16 protein-coding genes are annotated in these 18,527 nt (G+C 60.1%); 2 read left to right on the top strand and 14 right to left on the bottom strand.

All coding sequences use genetic code 11. The features are described 5' to 3' along the window. Positions 1-26 precede the first annotated feature (26 nt). The 3 genes from ACZ9W6_RS15640 to groES all read right to left on the bottom strand — a co-directional run bounded on the left by ACZ9W6_RS15640 (position 27) and on the right by groES (position 2,886). Positions 27-770 (bottom strand): Nif3-like dinuclear metal center hexameric protein, encoded by a 744-nt coding sequence (locus tag ACZ9W6_RS15640; RefSeq protein WP_465192107.1) that lies wholly within the window; start codon positions 768-770, stop codon positions 27-29. Between the two features lie 137 nt (positions 771-907). After that, positions 908-2,551, bottom strand: coding sequence for a chaperonin GroEL (groL, locus tag ACZ9W6_RS15635; protein WP_465192106.1), 1,644 nt, complete (start codon positions 2,549-2,551; stop codon positions 908-910). A gap of 47 nt (positions 2,552-2,598) precedes the next feature. Then, positions 2,599-2,886, bottom strand: a complete 288-nt coding sequence (gene groES, locus ACZ9W6_RS15630) for a co-chaperone GroES (RefSeq protein ID WP_465192105.1) — start codon at positions 2,884-2,886, stop codon at positions 2,599-2,601. 225 nt (positions 2,887-3,111) lie between these two features. Between groES and galE the strand changes: the two genes are divergently transcribed. After that, positions 3,112-4,116 (top strand): UDP-glucose 4-epimerase GalE, encoded by a 1,005-nt coding sequence (gene galE, locus ACZ9W6_RS15625; protein ID WP_465192104.1) that lies wholly within the window; start codon positions 3,112-3,114, stop codon positions 4,114-4,116. Positions 4,117-4,197: 81 nt separating this feature from the next. On the opposite strand, the gene ACZ9W6_RS15620 is transcribed toward galE, so the two are convergent. Genes ACZ9W6_RS15620 through cysG form a run of 11 tightly spaced genes read right to left on the bottom strand, consistent with a single transcriptional unit; the run spans position 4,198 to position 16,703 of the window. After that, positions 4,198-5,235, bottom strand: coding sequence for a glycosyltransferase family 9 protein (locus ACZ9W6_RS15620; protein ID WP_465192103.1), 1,038 nt, complete (start codon positions 5,233-5,235; stop codon positions 4,198-4,200). Beyond that, on the bottom strand, positions 5,232-6,578 hold the full coding sequence (locus ACZ9W6_RS15615; RefSeq protein ID WP_465192102.1) for an O-antigen ligase family protein: 1,347 nt from the start codon (positions 6,576-6,578) through the stop codon (positions 5,232-5,234). Before ACZ9W6_RS15615 ends, ACZ9W6_RS15620 begins: the two co-directional genes overlap by 4 nt. Position 6,579: 1 nt before the next feature. Then, positions 6,580-7,689, bottom strand: a complete 1,110-nt coding sequence (locus tag ACZ9W6_RS15610; RefSeq protein WP_465192101.1) for a glycosyltransferase family 9 protein — start codon at positions 7,687-7,689, stop codon at positions 6,580-6,582. Further along, positions 7,686-8,804: a glycosyltransferase family 4 protein gene (locus tag ACZ9W6_RS15605; RefSeq protein WP_465192100.1), complete on the bottom strand. Its 1,119-nt coding sequence runs from the start codon at positions 8,802-8,804 to the stop codon at positions 7,686-7,688. The genes ACZ9W6_RS15610 and ACZ9W6_RS15605 overlap by 4 nt, the downstream gene beginning before the upstream one ends. 2 nt (positions 8,805-8,806) lie before the next feature. Continuing rightward, entirely contained in the window at positions 8,807-10,552 is a 1,746-nt protein-coding gene (gene msbA, locus ACZ9W6_RS15600; protein WP_465192099.1) for a lipid A export permease/ATP-binding protein MsbA, read from the bottom strand. Beyond that, positions 10,549-11,694: a glycosyltransferase family 4 protein gene (locus tag ACZ9W6_RS15595; protein WP_465192098.1), complete on the bottom strand. Its 1,146-nt coding sequence runs from the start codon at positions 11,692-11,694 to the stop codon at positions 10,549-10,551. Before ACZ9W6_RS15595 ends, msbA begins: the two co-directional genes overlap by 4 nt. Continuing rightward, a complete protein-coding gene (gene rfaQ, locus ACZ9W6_RS15590) occupies positions 11,691-12,752 on the bottom strand; it encodes a putative lipopolysaccharide heptosyltransferase III (protein ID WP_465192097.1) in 1,062 nt (353 codons plus the stop codon). Before rfaQ ends, ACZ9W6_RS15595 begins: the two co-directional genes overlap by 4 nt. A gap of 39 nt (positions 12,753-12,791) precedes the next feature. After that, the gene (ptsP, locus tag ACZ9W6_RS15585) at positions 12,792-14,531 is read right to left on the bottom strand and encodes a phosphoenolpyruvate--protein phosphotransferase (protein ID WP_465192096.1); all 1,740 of its coding nucleotides are present in this window, start codon (positions 14,529-14,531) and stop codon (positions 12,792-12,794) included. Between the two features lie 46 nt (positions 14,532-14,577). Next, positions 14,578-14,847, bottom strand: coding sequence for an HPr family phosphocarrier protein (locus ACZ9W6_RS15580; protein WP_465192095.1), 270 nt, complete (start codon positions 14,845-14,847; stop codon positions 14,578-14,580). After that, positions 14,847-15,242 (bottom strand): PTS sugar transporter subunit IIA, encoded by a 396-nt coding sequence (locus tag ACZ9W6_RS15575; protein ID WP_465192094.1) that lies wholly within the window; start codon positions 15,240-15,242, stop codon positions 14,847-14,849. The genes ACZ9W6_RS15580 and ACZ9W6_RS15575 overlap by 1 nt, the downstream gene beginning before the upstream one ends. Before the next feature lie 36 nt (positions 15,243-15,278). Further along, on the bottom strand, positions 15,279-16,703 hold the full coding sequence (cysG, locus tag ACZ9W6_RS15570; RefSeq protein WP_465192093.1) for a siroheme synthase CysG: 1,425 nt from the start codon (positions 16,701-16,703) through the stop codon (positions 15,279-15,281). A gap of 144 nt (positions 16,704-16,847) precedes the next feature. Here cysG and ACZ9W6_RS15565 point away from each other — a divergent pair, with 144 nt between their 5' ends. Beyond that, on the top strand, positions 16,848-18,491 hold the full coding sequence (locus ACZ9W6_RS15565) for a bifunctional diguanylate cyclase/phosphodiesterase (protein WP_465192092.1): 1,644 nt from the start codon (positions 16,848-16,850) through the stop codon (positions 18,489-18,491). Positions 18,492-18,527 lie beyond the last annotated feature (36 nt).

The following is an 18,527-nucleotide window of genomic DNA, read 5'->3' as shown; positions in this document are numbered from 1 at the left end:
ACCTGATTGACGTCATGGATTCTTCACTAAACCGGATTATCCAGATCGACAAATCGTACTTGCAGTCCCGCCTCTTGCTGCAGCCAGTCGCCCAGCGCGGCGATGCCGTAACGCTCGGTTGCATGATGTCCTGCCGAAACAAACAACACCCCGTACTCATTGGCCAGATGGAAATCCTTCTCCGACACCTCACCAGTAATGTACGCATCCACCCCCAGCGCAATCGCACTCTCGAAAAAGCCCTGCGCCCCGCCAGTGCACCATGCGACGCGGGATACCTGCTTGTCCGCATTACCCAGCAACAAGGCCTCGCGCCCCAAGCGCTGGCTGACATGGGCACGCAAGTCATGACCACTCATGCTGGTGCAGCGCCCTTGCCACAACAACGGCTCCGCCACGCTGGCCGCACCATCCCGCAGCTCAAGCTGCCGTGCCAGCTGCGCGTTATTCCCCAGTTCCGGATGCGCATCCAGCGGCAGGTGATAGGCGAGCAAACTGATGTTGTGCTGCAACAATTTCTGGATACGCTGACGCTTGATACCGGCAATCACCGGCGATTCGTTCTTCCAGAAGTAGCCGTGGTGCACCAGAATCGCATCCGCCTGCCAAGCAATCGCCTCATCGATCAGCGCCTGTGATGCCGTCACGCCACACAGAATGCGGCCAACCTCAGCCTTGCCTTCGACCTGCAGGCCATTTGGTGCGTAATCCTTGAAATTGCGACTCTCCAGCTTGCCATCCAGCAAAGCCACCAGTTCTGTCAGTTGCATTTTTTGTCCTCCTTGGGCGCGCCATTGTGCCAGAGTCGCGCCATCGCTTGCAGTGTAGCGCTCAAGGTTGGCCGCAAATGAAAAAACCCCGCAGCTTGCGCTACGGGGTTTTGCTTCGAGAGGCTCGAAACGGCTGATTACATCATGCCGCCCATGCCGCCCATGCCACCCATACCACCCATGTCCGGAGCAGCCGGCTTGTCTTCCGGCAGTTCGGCAACCATGCAGTCGGTAGTCAGCATCAGGCCGGCAACGGAAGCAGCGTGCTGCAGCGCGGAGCGGGTCACCTTGGCTGGATCCAGCACGCCCATCTCGATCATGTCGCCGTACTCGCCAGAAGCGGCGTTGTAACCGAAGTTACCCTTGCCTTCCAGCACCTTGTTCACAACGACGGATGGCTCGTCACCGGCGTTCTGTACGATCTGGCGCAGCGGCGCTTCGATTGCTTTCAGTACGATCTTCACACCGGCAGCCTGGTCAGCATTGGCAGTCGACACGTGCTCGACAGCAGCGCGGGCACGCAGCAGGGCTACACCACCACCAGGTACCACGCCTTCTTCAACAGCAGCACGGGTAGCGTGCAGGGCGTCTTCAACGCGAGCCTTCTTCTCTTTCATCTCGACTTCGGTCGCCGCGCCAACCTTGATCACGGCAACACCGCCGGCCAGCTTGGCCACGCGCTCTTGCAGCTTCTCACGGTCGTAGTCGGAGGTCGCAGCTTCGATCTGCTGACGGATCTCGGTCACACGAGCCTGGATCAGGGCAGCATCGCCTGCGCCGTCGATGATGGTGGAGTTTTCCTTACCCACTTCAACGCGCTTGGCCTGGCCCAGCATCTCCAGAGTCACTTTATCCAGGGTCAGACCCACTTCTTCAGCGATCACGGTACCACCGGTCAGGATAGCGATATCCTGCAGCATGGCCTTGCGACGGTCGCCAAAGCCAGGAGCCTTGACAGCAACCACCTTCAGGATGCCGCGGATGGTGTTCACGACCAGCGTCGCCAGTGCTTCGCCTTCAACATCTTCAGCGATGATCAGCAGCGGACGGCCAGACTTGGCAACCTGCTCCAGCACTGGCAGCAGATCACGGATGTTGGAGATCTTCTTGTCGAACAGCAGGATGAACGGATTGTCCAGTGCGGCAATCTGCTTTTCCGGGTTGTTGATGAAGTACGGGGACAGGTAGCCGCGGTCGAACTGCATGCCTTCTACCACGTCCAGTTCGTTATTCAGCGACTTGCCGTCTTCAACGGTGATCACGCCTTCCTTGCCCACTTTTTCCATGGCGGTAGCGATGATTTCACCGATATCGGAATCGGAGTTAGCGGAAATGGAACCCACCTGGGCGATTTCCTTGGTGGTCGCGCAAGGCTTGGCGATGTTGGCGATTTCGCCAACCAGTGCCAGTACGGCCTTGTCGATGCCACGCTTCAGATCCATCGGGTTCATGCCGGCGGTCACGAACTTCATGCCTTCGTGCACGATGGCCTGAGCCAGAACGGTAGCGGTGGTGGTGCCGTCACCAGCAACATCGGAAGTCTTGGAAGCGACTTCTTTCACCATCTGCGCGCCCATGTTCTCGAACTTGTCCTTCAGCTCGATTTCCTTGGCAACGGATACACCGTCCTTGGTGATGGTCGGCGCGCCGAAGGAGCGATCCAGTACCACGTTACGGCCTTTCGGGCCCAGGGTCACTTTAACGGCATCAGCCAGAACATTGACACCCACGACCATCTTGGCACGGGCGGAATCACCAAAGCGTACGTCTTTTGCAGCCATGTCTTAAATCTCCAGAATTCAGTATCAGTAAAGTGGTAAGGGTCGGATTACTCGACGATGCCCATTACGTCTTCTTCACGCATAACCAGTACTTCGTCACCGTCTACTTTTACGGTCTGGCCGGAGTACTTGCCGAAAATCACCTTGTCGCCTACTTTCAGTTCCAGCGCGCGGCGCTCGCCGTTTTCCAGGATCTTGCCGTTGCCGACAGCGATCACTTCGCCCATGTCCGGCTTTTCAGCAGCAGCACCCGGCAGAACGATACCGGAGGCAGTCTTTTCTTCAGCCTCCAGGCGTTTGATAACAACACGATCGTGTAGAGGACGGATTGCCATTATTCTCTCCTAATAGCTTTGGCTGTTGAAACTCGAAAACCTGCGTTTGAGTCAGGTCGGGCAGGCCGATTGGCACTCTGCCCTTGCGAGTGCTAATGGTAGGGTCGAGGGTAGGCCTTTTCAAGAGTGACAATTAAAGTTTTTTGCTGCCGGCATGGTCGATAGCCACATGCCATCATCGTGCGGCACAATATCGCGCTGAAAATACCTAATGAGGAGAAGTTCATGATTCTGGTAACCGGTGGTGCCGGCTATATCGGCAGCCACACCTGTCTCGAGTTGCTGGCAAACAGCGAAGATCTGGTCGTCCTGGACAACCTCAGTAATAGCAGCGCCGAAGCCATTCGCCGCGTACAACAGATCAGCGGCCGGCAAATCCAGTTTGTGGAAGGTGACATCCGCAACAGCGAGATACTCGACACCATTTTTCGCTACCCGATCAAGGCTGTGATTCATTTTGCCGGCCTGAAAGCCGTCGGCGAGTCGGTCAGCGAACCACTGCGCTATTACGACAATAACGTCAGCGGCACCTTGAGCCTGCTGCAGGCGATGCAGCGGCATGATTGCCGGCAACTGGTGTTCAGCTCTTCGGCCACCGTCTATGGCGACCCACACACGGTACCGATCTGCGAAGACTTTCCCTTGTCAGCCACCAACCCCTACGGCCGCAGCAAGCTGATGATAGAAGACATGCTGCGCGATCTGGCCCGTGCCGAGCCCGCGTGGCGCATCGCCATCCTGCGTTACTTCAACCCGGTAGGCGCGCATGAAAGCGGCCTGATCGGCGAGGATCCGCAAGGCATCCCTAACAATCTGATGCCCTTCATCAGCCAGGTCGCCGTCGGCAAACGCGCAGCCTTGAGCGTATTCGGTAATGATTATCCGACCGTGGACGGCACCGGCGTGCGCGACTACATCCATGTAGTCGACCTTGCCCGCGGCCACCTGAAGGCCCTGCAGGCACTACAAACGCATGACGGACTGCTGACCGTGAACCTCGGTACCGGTCGTGGCTACTCGGTACTGGAGATGATCCGCGCCTTCGAACAGGCTTGCGGCAAAGAGATTGCGTATCAGATTGCGCCACGCCGGCCGGGCGATATCGCCAGCTGCTATGCTGACCCGAGCCTGGCCAGCAGCCTGCTTGGCTGGCAGGCCGAACGGGATCTGGCGAAAATGTGTGCCGACAGCTGGCGCTGGCAGTCGAATAATCCGGACGGTTATCGCTGAAGCGCTCGCGCTTATCCAGACATAACAGATCAGGCCGGCTGCATTGCAGCCGGCCTGATCTGTTTTACGAACAAAGGATACTCAGTCTGCCGTCTCTGGCTCTGCCAGCAAGGCAAAAACCGCCTCGCTCACGACCGCAAGCGGAATATAGGCAATCTGCCAGTGCGTATCCGAACCGGACGTCAGCAGACGATAGGGCACCTGCCATGGATACCAGCGCAGGGTCTTTTTCTCCAGATGCTCGTAAAGGCCGGCAATACGCGCCCCGGCCGCAGCCGCAATATGCAAGCCGCCGCCATCGCTGCAAACAGCAACCGTAGCCAACTGATACGCGGCAATCAGCTGCTGCAGCGACTGTGTCGGATAGAAAACGGCATCAGGGTTGGCCGCAAACTGCTGCCGCAAATGCGCAGCCTTGTCATCATCACCGGGGTGGCGTGGATCATCGGCCTTGCCGGGTGACCACAAAAACAATACGCGACAACCAGCCTGCAACAGCTGTGTGGCCAGTGCCTGGAAATGTTCCAGCGGCCAGACACGACTAGCCTCACGCGCACTGATATGCAGGGCCACAAGAGGCTTGCCCTGCTGTAATGCGGCCAACTCCGGCGGGCAAGGCAAGCCAGGCAAACGCAATGGGCCAGGCACCTCGCTAATACCCAGCGGCTGCAGCAGCTGTGCCATATTCAGCACCTCATGCTGTCGCCAGTACTCCTGCTTGAACAGCACCGGCGTATCAATTACCGAATCATAAGGCTTGCCTTCGTTGACGAAAGCCACAACCCGTCGGGCACGCGCGGCCTTGGCCAAGCGCACCGCGTTCGCGGCGTAACCCGAGCCAGCCACGATGGCCAGATCGAACTTCTCGCGCCGCAACTGCCAGTACAGCTGCAGCTTGCGCCAGACCACGCCCAGTGCACTACCCTCGCCGCGATGTTTGAGTTTGGTGTAGGCATAGACATGATCCAGCCCCGGCAAACCGCGCACCACATCGGCGTTGTAGTCATTCACCAGCGCCACGATGCGCGCCTCGGGATAATGCTGGCGCAATGCGGCCAACATCGGCGTGGTGCACACGAGGTCGCCGATATTGTCGCGGCGGATCACCAGAATCTTCATGCAGCTACCTTGTCCTGTTTTTCGAAGCGGATAATCACCGTCAGTGCGCACACGAGGAACAGGTGTATCTGCAGATAATGATCGCGCCAGACGCTGTCCAGCAGCATGCGGCCGTTAAAGCCCATCACGATGAAGAACAGCAACAAGGCCGCATAGGAATGCTGCTCGAGGTAATGGCGAATGGCCCGCCGCAAGGTCAGGCCGGCAAACGCCAGCCACAGCAGCAAGGCCGGTACGCCGCCACTGAGCGCCAGATCGACATAACCGCTGTGACTATGACCGCCCACGGCCACGCCATAGGCCGGCAAGACTGCATGGGCAAACACATTGCGACCATAACCGTAACCGAACCAGTACTGGGTGACGAACAGCTCCAGCCCCTTTTTGATCCAGGCGATGCGCTCGTAGGCCGAATCATCCACCGGCATGCCATTGGACAGCAGCGGATAGTTGCTCTTGCTCAGCCACGCGGTGTGATTTTCGGTATCCCAGGCCAGCGGCACTGTCTCGAGAAACACCGCCCAACGCGGATCAGACTTGATCGCCAGCGCCACAAACAACCCGACCAGCAGCCCGACCGGCAACAGATAACGCCAGGCACGCCAGCCCATGCCGCTACCAACCAGCCACATCAGCATGCCCGAGCCCATCAGGAAAACCACACCGATCAGGGCATTGCGCGCGCCGGCCATCAGCAATGCGGCCAACAGCCAGACCATCAGCAAGGCCACCGTTCGGTTTTTCCAGGACAGCAGGCGAGGCCGCTGCAGCAAACGCTGAATGATTTCGGCGGCCATGATGGCAAGACCAATGCTCAGCATATAACTGACTTCCAGCTTGCCTTGCCTGGACAAGGTAAACGGAAATACGCCCAGAATCAGTTGGCCATGCTCGCGGTAAAGCGCAAACACTGACCACGCCACCAGCACCGTGTACAGCAGCACCAGCCACAACCACAACATGATCAACCGCTCGCCGGCCTTGTGCAGTGACTGCCCCAGCGTGACAACGGCCATTGCACCAAGCAAGCCGACAAAGACAGCTTTCAGCCATTGCCCGCCCAACTCGTTGAAAGCCCAGGCCGGCTCGACGGTAATAAAGGCGGCATGCAGCACAAACCAACCGGTCAACAGCAGCAAGGACGCTTGTTCTTGCCCCCATGCCTGCAGGTTGTCGCGGCTCAGCTGTCTGGCTGCCAGTACAAACACCGCCACGAATAGCAGATGGCGCAGGGCAATGGTGCTGTTGATCGACCAGATGCCAACCAGCAAGGCCAGAACCGCCAGCAACAGATACTGTCCGCGGCCAACTGCGCGCAGTTCGCTTTTGATCAGACTCTCCACGTCATCCACCCAGCAATTGTCGACAGGACGCCAACGCTGCATCCAGCGAAATGGCATCCATGCAGCGCGGCGCGGCGCATTGCTGCGTACTGCGGCCGCAACGGCTGATCCAGCCGGCTTCGCGGCGGAACATCACGCGCTGGTCTCGGCAACTGACCGGCTGTTGCAAGGCGAGGAAAGGCTGCGACTGCCAGAAACGCCCCGCGCCGCACAATTCATGCGAGCCCGGGCCGAACAAGGTCAGCGTCGGACAGGCCACGATACGCGCCAGATGCGCGACGCCGGTATCCGGACACACCAGCAGACTCGCCGACTGCAGCACATGAGCGAGCTGCAACAAGTTAAGCTTGCCGGCCAGTGACGGATAACGGCCAGCCGGGTCAACCTCCGTCACCAGCTTTTCTTCGCCGGGGCCGCCACTCCAGTAAGGCTGGATCCCCTGCCCTGCCAGCCAGTCCGCCAGCGCCAGCCAGCGCTCGTTCGGCCAGTGTTTCAGCGGGGTACTCGCGCCGACATGCAGCAAGGCATAAGGCGCAGCCAGGTTTGGCCGCAAATTTTCCGGCAAGGACGGCAAGGGCCAGTCGGCAGGGTCAAAACGGCCATCAAAAGCCGGATCCGCCAGCGCGGCCACCATGCCATGCCAGCTATCCGGCGTCGGGCTGTAATCATGTGCTTCGTCCAGCGGCCAGTTTTTCCAGCCTGGCGTGTCTTGGCCGTGCGCCACAATCCAGCGTGCACCGGCGGCCAGTGCCAGCCAGCTGTAACGGTTGTCGCCCGGCACAAAAGCCAGATCGAAACCGCGCTGCCGCCACAAAAGTGCGAGGCTATCGCTATCCGCTGGATGCCACGGCAGCACACTCACGCCATACGGCCGCCCGGCATACAAGAGCGCAACGGCCTTCGGGCACAGCATCACGATCTCGGCTTGCGCATAACGCTGGCGCAAGGCGGCCAATAGCGGCGTCAGCATCAGCGTGTCGCCCAGCAACAGATGATGGGCAATCAGGATGCGGCCAACCTTGTCGTCGGCCGGACGGCGACGCCAGGGCTTGCCCAGCAGACGCCACAAGGCGCGCGGAATGACCTGCCAGCGGACGGCGCTACGACTCACTGTCGCCCTCCGGCGATGGCGGCGCGGAACACCGCATCCATGCGATCCAGCATGATGTTGTCGCCGAACTGCGCCTGCGCCCACGCCAGACTGGCAGCGGCCATCTGCTGACGTAGTGCCTGGTCGCGCATCAGGCGGCCCAGATGTTCGACCAGGGCAGGCGTATCACGTGGCGCGATCATATAACCGGTGTCGTTGTGCTGGACGGCTTCGTTGATGGCACCGACGGTGGTCGATACCACCGGCAGACCGCAGGCCATCGCCTGCATGATGCCCTGCGGTACGCCTTCGTTGCCGTAAGACGGCAGGGTGAACAGATCCATCGTCGCCAGCCAGCGCTCGGCATTGTCCTGGTTACCGACAAAACGCACGCTATCCGCCAGCCCCAGCTCCTGACACTGCCGTTCGAGATTCTCGCGCTGCGGGCCATCACCCACCACCAGCAACTGCCAGTCGGCAAACTCGCCGCGCAGCTCGCGCCACGCTTCCAGCAGATAACTGTGGCCCTTCCAGCTACGCAGTGTCGCCACGATGCCCAGGGTTGGCCGCTGCGCCACGCCCAGCGCGGCACGCTCGGCTGCCTGATCGCGCGGACAATAGCGGCTCAGATCGATACCGGTGCGGATCGAAGTCATGTGAGCGAGCGGATAGTGATTGTCGTGATGCAGCTGCTGGCGCAGTTTTTCGCCGGTCGTCACGATATGGCGCGTCGCCTGCAGATACAGCCAGCGCGTGCTTGGCTTGTTGTTGATCGCGGTCGACACATGGCGGGTGCGCACTACCGGCGGCATATTGCGCAGTGTGGCACCGGCCGCCGCCACCATCCAGGCATCGGTCGAGCTGTGGGTATTGATGATGTCGATGTTGGCCGCATTAGCCGCCAGATAACGGCGCATGGCCAGCAGGCCCGGCAGGCGTTTTTTCTCGATCGGCATCGCCACCGCCTCCAGCCCGTACTGGGTGGCCAGCTGGTAGATGCGCGACTTCGGGTCGGCAATCAGGATCACGCGATGGCCGCGCGCCACCATGCCGCGCGCCTCGGTCAGGATGCGGATTTCCTGGCCACCCCAGCCGCAAGAGGATTCGGTGTGCAGTATGGTCAGCGATGTTTTCATATTCAGTCTTCTTTGAATTGCAAGCGGTGCAGCTGGGCGTAAGCGCCATCAGCGGCCAAAAGCTCGGCATGTTTGCCTTGCTCGACAATGCGGCCGTGCTGCATCACCACGATCAGATCGGCGCGTTCGATCGTCGACAGACGGTGCGCGATCACCAGCGTGGTGCGGTGTTGCATCAGGTTATCAAGGGCGGCCTGCACCAGTCGCTCGGACTGGTTGTCCAGTGCGCTGGTGGCCTCATCCAGAATCAGGATAGGTGCGTCTTTCAGCAAGGCCCGCGCAATCGCGAGGCGCTGGCGCTGGCCGCCGGACAGGCGCGCGCCGTTTTCGCCGATCAGCGTGTCAAAGCCTTGCGGCATCGCCTCGATGAATTCCAGCGCATTGGCGGCACGTGCGGCAGCGATAATCGCCTCGCGGCCAACGTCCTGTCGGCCATAGGCGATGTTGGCCGCCACAGTATCGTTGAACAGCACCACGTCCTGGCTTACCAGCGCGATCTGCTCGCGCAGATGGGCAAGACCCAGCTCGTTCAGTGCCACGCCATCGAGGCGGATTTCGCCGCTATCCGGCAGATAAAAACGCGGCACCAGATTGGCCAGCGTGGTCTTGCCGCTGCCCGAGCTGCCAACCAGCGCCACGCTCTGGCCGGCACGAATGGTCAGCGACAGATTATCGAGCGCCTGCTTATCGCCACCGGGGTAGCGGAAGTTCAGCCGGTCAAACACCAGCTCGCCGCTGACTTTGTCGATGCGGCGTGTGCCATGATCCGGCTCCGGCTGCTCGTCCAGAAAGCTGAACACGCTGTCGGCAGCCGCCAGACCCCGTTGCAGCATCTGGGTCACCGAGGTGATGCGCTTGACCGAAGGCAGCAGCATCATCATCGCCGTCATATAGGCCATGAAAGAACCGGCGGTGAAGTCATTGTGCTGGGCGCGCTGCATGGCGAAATAGATCACCGCCGCCAACGCAAAGGCGATCAGAAACTGGGTAATCGCGGTGTTGGCCGCACTGGTGGCCGTCTGTTTGACATTGGTACGCGCCAGATCCCAGGCGGTATCCGCAAAACGGCGGGTTTCAAACACCTCACCCTGATAGACCTTGATCACGCGATTGCCATCCACCGCCTCGTTGATCACCTGGGTCATCTCGCCGACGACTTCCTGGCTGCGATTGGCGAGCTTGCGCAGACGCTTGCTGACGATGCGGATCACCCCCGCCACCAGCGGGAACACCACCAGACACACCAGCGTCAGCTGCCAGTCTATCCACAACATCTGGCCAATCAGGCTCAGCAGGATCACCGAGTCCTTCACCACCACGGTAATCACGTTAAAGCCGGCCTGGGCAATATTGTCGGCGTCGTAGCCGATGCGCGACATCATGCGGCCGGAGTTGTTATGGGCGTAATAGCTCGATGGCAGGCGCACCAGACGCTCGAACATCTCGCAGCGGATGCGCGCCACCAGATCCATGCTCAGGCGGCTGGTCAGATACTCGTTGGCATAGCCGAACACGCCGCGCAGCAGGAACAGGCCGATGATCATCAGCGGCAGCTCGACCAGTGCACTGCCGGATTTGCCGACAAAGCCCTCGTCGATCAGCGGCTTCATCAGCGCGGCAAACGCCGGTTCGGTCGCGGCGGCAATCACCATGCACAGCAGCGACAGCGCCAGCATCGGCCACTGCGGTTTCAGATAGCCGAGCAGGCGCTTGTACAGCTGCCAGTTACGGGATTGGGTAGAACTCATGAATTCTCCGGTTGATCTGCCAATAGCGGGCGGTAAAGCGCCAACATTGACTCGGCCATGGCGTCCAGCGTCAACGGTTCGGCCGTCGCGCGTGCCGCCGCCGACCATTGCGGCCAACGTTGCGGCGTTGCCAGCCACTGGCCGATCTGCGCGCTCAGCGTGGCAACATCCAGTGCATCGGCCACCCAGCCGTTGTTGCCATCCTGCAGCAACTCGGCCGCGCCGCACTGGCAGCTGGTAAACACCGGCAGGCCGCAGGCGAGCGCTTCGACACAGACATTGGGGAAGGGATCATACAGCGTCGGCAACACAAAGGCGTCGGCCATGCCATAAAACGGTTTGACGTCCTGCTGGGCGCCGGCAAAACGCACGCGATTGCCAATGCCGAGGCTGGCGGCCAACTGCTGGTAACGCGCCGCATGCTTGTCCTTGCCGACCACCAGCAGATACAGACCGTGATGGGCGGCAATCGCCTGCAAGGCACGCGCCACGCCCTTGCGGGCAAAGCCGGAACCGACATACAGCAACAGCGGTGCCTCGGCCGGAATCTGCCATTGCTCGCGCATTTGCTGGCGATAGTGGGCGCGCAGGTCCGGGTGGAAATGATGGGTATCCACACCGTTATAAATCACGGCGAAACGCGACTCGGGCAGGCCGAAATGTTGCTGGATCTCACGCTTGACCATATGCGAGTTGCAGATCACCTTTTTCAGGCGCGGATGCAGGAACATCTCGCGCTCGGCACGCAACACATAGTGATGATAAGGATTCAGCCACATCGCCAGCCGGCCGGCACGGCCAAGCTCGCGACTGCGCAAGGACAGCCACTGGCGATGTACGCCATCCCCGGCGCGATAGATGTCGCAGCCGGCAATACGCTCGTGCGACTGCACCAGCTCGAAGCCTTCGCGCTGCCACAGACGACGGGCGGCGGCGGCAAAGCTCCAGTCACGCCAGACATTGCCAAGATAGAAAGGGTTGGCCGCCAGCGCGCTGACGCCTTCGAGCTTTTCCCATTTGCGTGCAATCAGGCTGACCGCCAGCTCGCCCTGCGTCGCCAATGCTTCCAGCGCACGGCTGACAAAGCGCTCGGCACCGCCGGCGGCATTGTATTTCTGTCTGACCAGTACCAGCCGCTTCATGCGCTCACCTCGGCTTGCAGGCTGTCAAAGGCCGCCAGCACTTGTGCCGGCGTAATCAGTGCCAGGCATTCGCTGCGCTTGCCGCCACCACAGCCATCCTTGCCGCAGGGGCGACAAGGCAGATCTGTGGTCAGCACGCGACTGGGCACCTGCCACGGCCCCCATTCGATATTGCCGGACGGGCCGAACAGCGCGATACAGGGCGTGCCCAGCGCGGCCGCCATATGCATGGGCACCGAATCCATGCCGACAAAGGTTTTGGCCCCGGCAATCGCGGCGGCCAACTGCTTGAGTGTCAGCTCGCCCGCGAGGCTGACCACCGGGTATTGCAGCTGCTGGCGGATTTCTGCCAGCATCGCCAGCTCGGCATGATCGGGGGCGGCAGTCAGCACGACTCGTTGGCCGCGCGCGGTCAGGCCATCGATAAAGGCCGCCATTTGCGCCACCGGCCAGGTCTTGAACAGCCAGCGCGAGGTTGGGTGCACCAACACATAGTCGCCATCGACACCGGCTGCGGCCAACTTGGCTGCAACCGCGGCCCTGGCTTCGTCCGGCACGTACAGGCTCAGTTTGCGCTCGTCAAGGCCAGGCTGGATGCCGATGCGACGCAGCGCATCAAGATGGATTTCGACCGTATGACGGCGATTACCGCCTATCACCGGATAACGATGGCTGAAGCCTTTGCCCAGCCAGCGCGAAAAATGCCCCTGCGGGGCCACCGCCCAGCGTGGCGACAACAGTTTCACCAGCCAGGCGCCACGGTTATGTTCGGTCAGATGAATAACAAGGTCGTATTTTTGCCGCTTGAGCTGCGACAGCAAAGTCCATTCGGCACGCGCCTGGCCGGCCAGACCAAGCTTTTTCCACTGCCGGTCTATGGTGTAGAGCTGACCAAGCGCCGGATGGCCAGCCAGCATCTCGCGGGTATCGTGGTAAACCAGTGCATCGATTGTGGCATGCGGTGCATGGGCTTTCAGCACCGAAAGCAGCGGCGAGCTGAGCAAGACATCGCCATGGTGGCGCAGCTTGATCACCAGCACCCGCGAAACAGCGGTCAAATCGATGGCGTCTTTGAGCATAAAAAGAAAAAAGCCGGATCAGGCATCCGGCCCGGCATTCAGTTGTTGCAGTAAGTCGGCGATTCTATCAGGGTCTTCACTGCGCAGCATACGGGCGGCTAGCGCCGACACTTCGTCCAGATGACTCTCAAGCACGCGCTGCTTTACCGACAGCAGGTTGGACGGGTGCATGGAAAAACGCCGCAGACCCATGCCCAGCAACAGCCGGGTCAGCCTGACATCCCCCGCCATCTCGCCGCATACCGACACCGGAATGCCAGCCTTGCCAGCGGTTTTCAATGTGTAGGAAATCAGCTTGAGCACGGCCGGATGCAGCGGGTCGTACAGATGGCTGACGCTGTCATCATTGCGGTCGATAGCCAGCGTGTACTGGATCAGGTCGTTGGTACCGATGGACAGGAAGTCGACATGCTTGAGAAAGCTGGAAACCACCAGCGCCGCCGACGGAATCTCGATCATCGCGCCGACTTCAACCTCATCACGGAAAGGGATGCCCTCTTCGCGCAACTCGCTCCTGGCGTACTCCAGCTGGGACAAAGACTGTTTGAGTTCGCCCAGACTGTTGATCATCGGGAACAGGATGCGGATCTTGCCGTAATGCGAGGCGCGCAACAGGGCGCGCAACTGCGCACGGAACATCAGCGGTTCGGCCAGACACAGACGGATGCCGGTCAGGCCCAACGCCGGGTTTTCCGCCATCTGGTGGGTCATCCAGCGCGGGCTCTTGTCGGCTCCCAGATCCATGGTACGCACGGTCACCGGCATGCCGGCCAGTGTCTCGACCACGCTGCGATAGGCCTCGAACTGCTCGTCTTCGGATGGCAGGGTGTCACGCCCCAGAAACAGGAACTCACTGCGGAACAGTCCGACGCCAACTGCGCCGGATTCCAGCACGTTGGCCGCATCACTTGGCAATTCGATATTGGCCAGCAGCTCGATAGCGGTGCCATCGCGGGTTACTGCATCGGTCTTGACGATGCTGGACAGCTTGCGCCGCGCCTCGGCATAGGCACGCTGACGACGACGGTATTCTTCGAGCACCACCGGCTCGGGATTGATGATCAGCACGCCTTGCTGACCATCGACAATCACCAGTTCGTCCTCGCGCAGCAATTCGCGCGCATTATGCAACGCAATCACCGAAGGCATGTCGAGGCTGCGCCCCAGAATCGCGGTGTGGCTGGTCGCACCGCCGACATCGGTCACAAAGGCGGCAACGGCAGAATCCTTGAAATACACCATATCGGCTGGCGACAGGTCGTGAGCGACCAGAATCGCATCGCCATCCAGCCCTTCACCCAACTGCAATTCGGTAGCGTGGCCGCCGAGGTTCTTGAAAATCCGCTCAACGACCTGCAGCACATCGTGCTTGCGCTCGCGCAGGTAATCTTCTTCGATCGCATCGAACTGCGACACCAGCAAATCACACTGCTGTTTCAAAGCCCATTCGGCATTGCAGTGGAGGCTGGCAATCAGCTCGCGCGGTTCGCGGGTCAGGGTCACATCGGACAGCAGCATGATGTGCAGCGACAGGAAGGCACCAAGCTCGGCCGGAGCGTTTTCAGGAATACTGCCCCACAGCATCTCCAGCTGTTTGCGCGTGGCTTTGACAGCCTGGTCAAAGCGCTGCTGTTCGGACGGAATTTCGTGCTCTTCGATGCCGTAATGCACGACATCGTCCATGCTTTGCGACAGCAAATGAGCTCGCCCGATCGCAATACCGCCACCGATCGGCACACCGTGCAATACGATGCTCATTGTCGACCCCCTGACCTGTTTATGTCTTTAACCGGTCTATGCCGGATTATTCTGCTTCATCAAAGCGGTTGTTGATCAGCTCGACCAAGGCCGCCATGGCCTGCTCTTCATCTTCACCATTGGTTTCCAGCTCGACTGTACTGCCCTTGGCTGCGGCCAGCATCATGACACCCATGATGCTCTTGCCGTTGACGCGACGACCATTGCGGGTGATCCAGACCTCGGCACGAAAGCGGCTGGCCGTCTGGGTAAACTTGCTGGAGGCCCGTGCATGCAGGCCCAGTTTGTTGATGATCTCTATTGCCTGTTTTTGCATTATTTTTCCTCGGGCAACACGTAATAGACTCCTTCGAGTCCGCCCGTGATGGCCTTGCTGACGACGATATCCAGAGTCTGCGTGCTGTAGCACAGCGCACGTACCAGCATGGGCAGGTTGACACCGGCAACCACTTCGACGCGGCCACGATGAATCAGGCGGCTGGCGATATTGCACGGGGTGCCGCCCAGCATATCGCTAAGCACCAGCACACCGCTGCCATCATCCAGTTGCGATACCAGTTCTCTGGCCTCGTGCAAACGTGACTCGGGGCTGTCCTGTTTTTCCACGCCCATGACCACCAGATTATCCGGTATTCTGCCCAGCACATGCTGGGCGCATTCGGCGAGGCACTGGCCAAGCTGGCCGTGAGAGATGAGCAATATACCTACCATGATGTTGTCTTGCCAGTACGCTGTTTACTACACATATTAAGAAACATTTCCACCGGATACCGCAACTTTATCCGCGACTTTATCCGTATCAAACCACGACAAGTGTCCGGCAAGAGCTACTACCTCACCCACGATGATGATGGCCGGCGACGTCACTCCCTGCTCGGCAACTCGTGCGGCAATATCGGCCAGTGTTCCGGTCACCACTTTCTGGGCACTGGTTGTTGCCTGCTGCACCACCGCTACCGGTGTGGTTTCAGCACGACCGTGACGAACAAACTCGCCACAGATTTCGGCCAGCGTCGATAGCCCCATATAGACCACGACAGTCTGACGCTCCCGGCACAGTGCCGGCCAATCTAGCATGATGCTGCCGTCCTGCTTATGACCTGTCACAAACACCACGGATTGCGCATGATCACGGTGCGTCAGCGGAATGCCGGCATAAGCGGCCGCACCACTGGCCGAGGTAATCCCCGGCACCACCTCGAACGGCACGCCGTGACTGGCCAGCAACTCGATCTCTTCGCCACCGCGACCAAAGGTAAACGGGTCCCCCCCCTTGAGCCGCAACACCCGACGGCCCTCGCGGGCCAGGCGCAGCATCAGCTGGTTGATGTCTTCCTGCGCCATGGTGTGATTGGCACGCTGCTTGCCGACAAACACCCTTTCGGCATCACGACGTACCAGCTCAAGCAATTCCGGTGCCACCAGATTATCGTACAGCACCACATCCGCCTGCTGCATCAGCCGCAAGGCACGGAAAGTCAGCAAGTCAGGGTTACCCGGCCCGGCACCAACCAGATACACCGCGCCGCTATCACCGCTACTGCCTGCGGCCAACCTTTGCAGCATGTCGCTGCGTGCCGCGTCCTCGTTGCCATTCATTACCTGCTCGGCCAGCGGGCCTTCCAGCACGCTTTCCCAAAACAACCGACGCTGCTCGACATCGCCGAAACGCGCCTTGACCTGATCGCGGAAGCTGGCCGCAAACTTTGCCAGCCGGCCAAAACCGGCCGGAATCAGGCTTTCCAGTCGCGCCCGCATCAATCGGGCCAGCACCGGCACGCCACCGCCAGTCGAGATGGCAATCACCATCGGCGAGCGGTCTACAATCGCCGGGGTAATGAAACTGGACAGCTCCGGATCATCCACCACATTGACGGCAATCTGCCGTGACTGGGCCAATGACGACACCGCGCGGTTCACCTCGCGATCGCTGGTTGCCGCAACGACCAATTGATAACTACCCAGATGCTCGGGCAGAAACACCGAGTCGATATGACTGATGCACCCTTCTTGCACCATTTGTGCCAACTCGCCCACCAGAGCCGGCGACACCACCGTCAGCCTTGCCCCTGCCTGCAGCAACAAGCGCGCCTTGCGCAGCGCCACCTCACCACCGCCAACCAATAAACAGGGGCGGTCGGTCAGGCGCATGAAAACCGGAAAATAATCCACCAGCCACCCTCCTGAAACTAGCACGAGCATACCTTAGCCATGCACGCTTGACGATGGCGTTATTGCCGCGTGGCAAGATGCTGCCGGACTGCATATAGTGAACTTGGCGATGACCTTCCTGTCACCATCAAGCCCGGAGGCCCTGTGCAAGCGTCGCGACTCGAAAGCATCCTGCAGGCGCTGCCTGCCGGCTATCTCTTGCTTGACCGCCAGCGCATCGTCGAGCTGGTCACGCCGACTTTCGCGCTATCCGGCATGGCCCTGCCCTGCGCTGGCGACACACTGGCGCAACTGTCGCTGCCGGCCGAGGTCATGCACGCCTGCGAAGCCAAGCGCCATACCCGCATCCAGCTGGCTCGCACGCAGTTTCTGCTCGAATGGCAAGTGACGCCGCTGCCGGATGAAAGCCTACTGATCAGCGTGCGCGAGGACAAACTGGCGTTTCGCAATCTGGTTGATAACTCGCCCGACATCATCACCCGTTACGACCTTGAATTACGCTGCCAGTTCGTCAACCAGACCCTGCAAAAATACGCCGGCGACGACTACGCCAGCCATCTGGGCAAAACCCCGGAACAGCGCGGCTTGCCGTGGCAGATCGTCGATGCACTGCGTTACAACGCCGCCCAGGTCATCGCCACCCGGCAGGCACAGCGTTTTGTCTCTGAACTGAGCCTGCCGCAACTGCATCGCGTGTTCGAATCACGGCTGCTGCCCGAATTCGAAAATGGCGAACTTGTCTCGCTGCTGAGCATAGACCGCGACATCAGCGACTTTCACGCCATCCGCATGTGGGAAAGCGACGAAAACCGCTTGCTGGAAATGATCGCCAATAACCGCCCGCTAAAGGAAGTCATGCTGTGGACCTGCCAGATGATAGAAAGCCAGGTCAGCGGCAGCATCTGCGTGGTGATGCAGAGCGGCGAAGACGGCAAGCTTCATATGGCGGCAGCGCCCAGCCTTGATGACAACTATCACGCCCATCTGCTGGATATTATTCCGGGCAGTGACTCCCCGCCCTGTGCCCAGGTGGCGGCCAGCAATCAGCCGATTTACACCTCGGCAGCCGGACTAGTCTCGCCGACAAGCCGTGCCCATGCTGACAACAATCTGCCCGCTTTTGCCTGGTCACAGCCGATCAGCGATCACGACAACTGCATCCTCGGCACGCTGGACCTCTACCTGCCGATCTGCATGACGGCAGACAGTCACGAGCAGCACATCATGCAGCGTACGGCGCATCTGCTGGCCATTGCCATCCAGCAAACGCATCGCTCGGCCGAGCTGGTTCGGCTGGCAACGATGGACAGCCTGACCGGCTTGCCCAATCGCCGTCATTTTCTCGAACAGGCTGCCGAACAGTGGCAAAACGCACGACTGCAAGGCAAGACGGTCAGCCTGCTGATGATAGATCTTGATCACTTCAAGAACATCAATGACAGCCTCGGACACGAAGCCGGCGACATCGCCTTGCAGAGCTTTGCGGAATGTCTGCGCGCCACGCTACGCAGCGATGATCTGCTGTGCCGCATGGGCGGGGAGGAGTTTGCCGCCCTGTTGCTGGATACCCCAGGCGAAGAGGCGCTGCAGGTTGCCAACCGCGTCTGCAAGGCCACCGCCAGGCTCAAGCCCAAGCTGGGCGAAGAAGAAATCCGCTTCACCGTCAGTATCGGCGTTGCGGCCAACCTGCGGGAACACCGCAATATCGGCGACCTGATTCGCCACGCCGACCATGCGCTGTATCAGGCCAAGCACGAAGGTCGTAATCGCTGCACCCTCAAAAAATAGAATCATTCTCATTTCAATAGCGTACAATCGCCGCTT

Source organism: Vogesella lacus (genome assembly GCF_979366295.1).
This window is presented reverse-complemented; position numbering and strand designations above follow the sequence as displayed.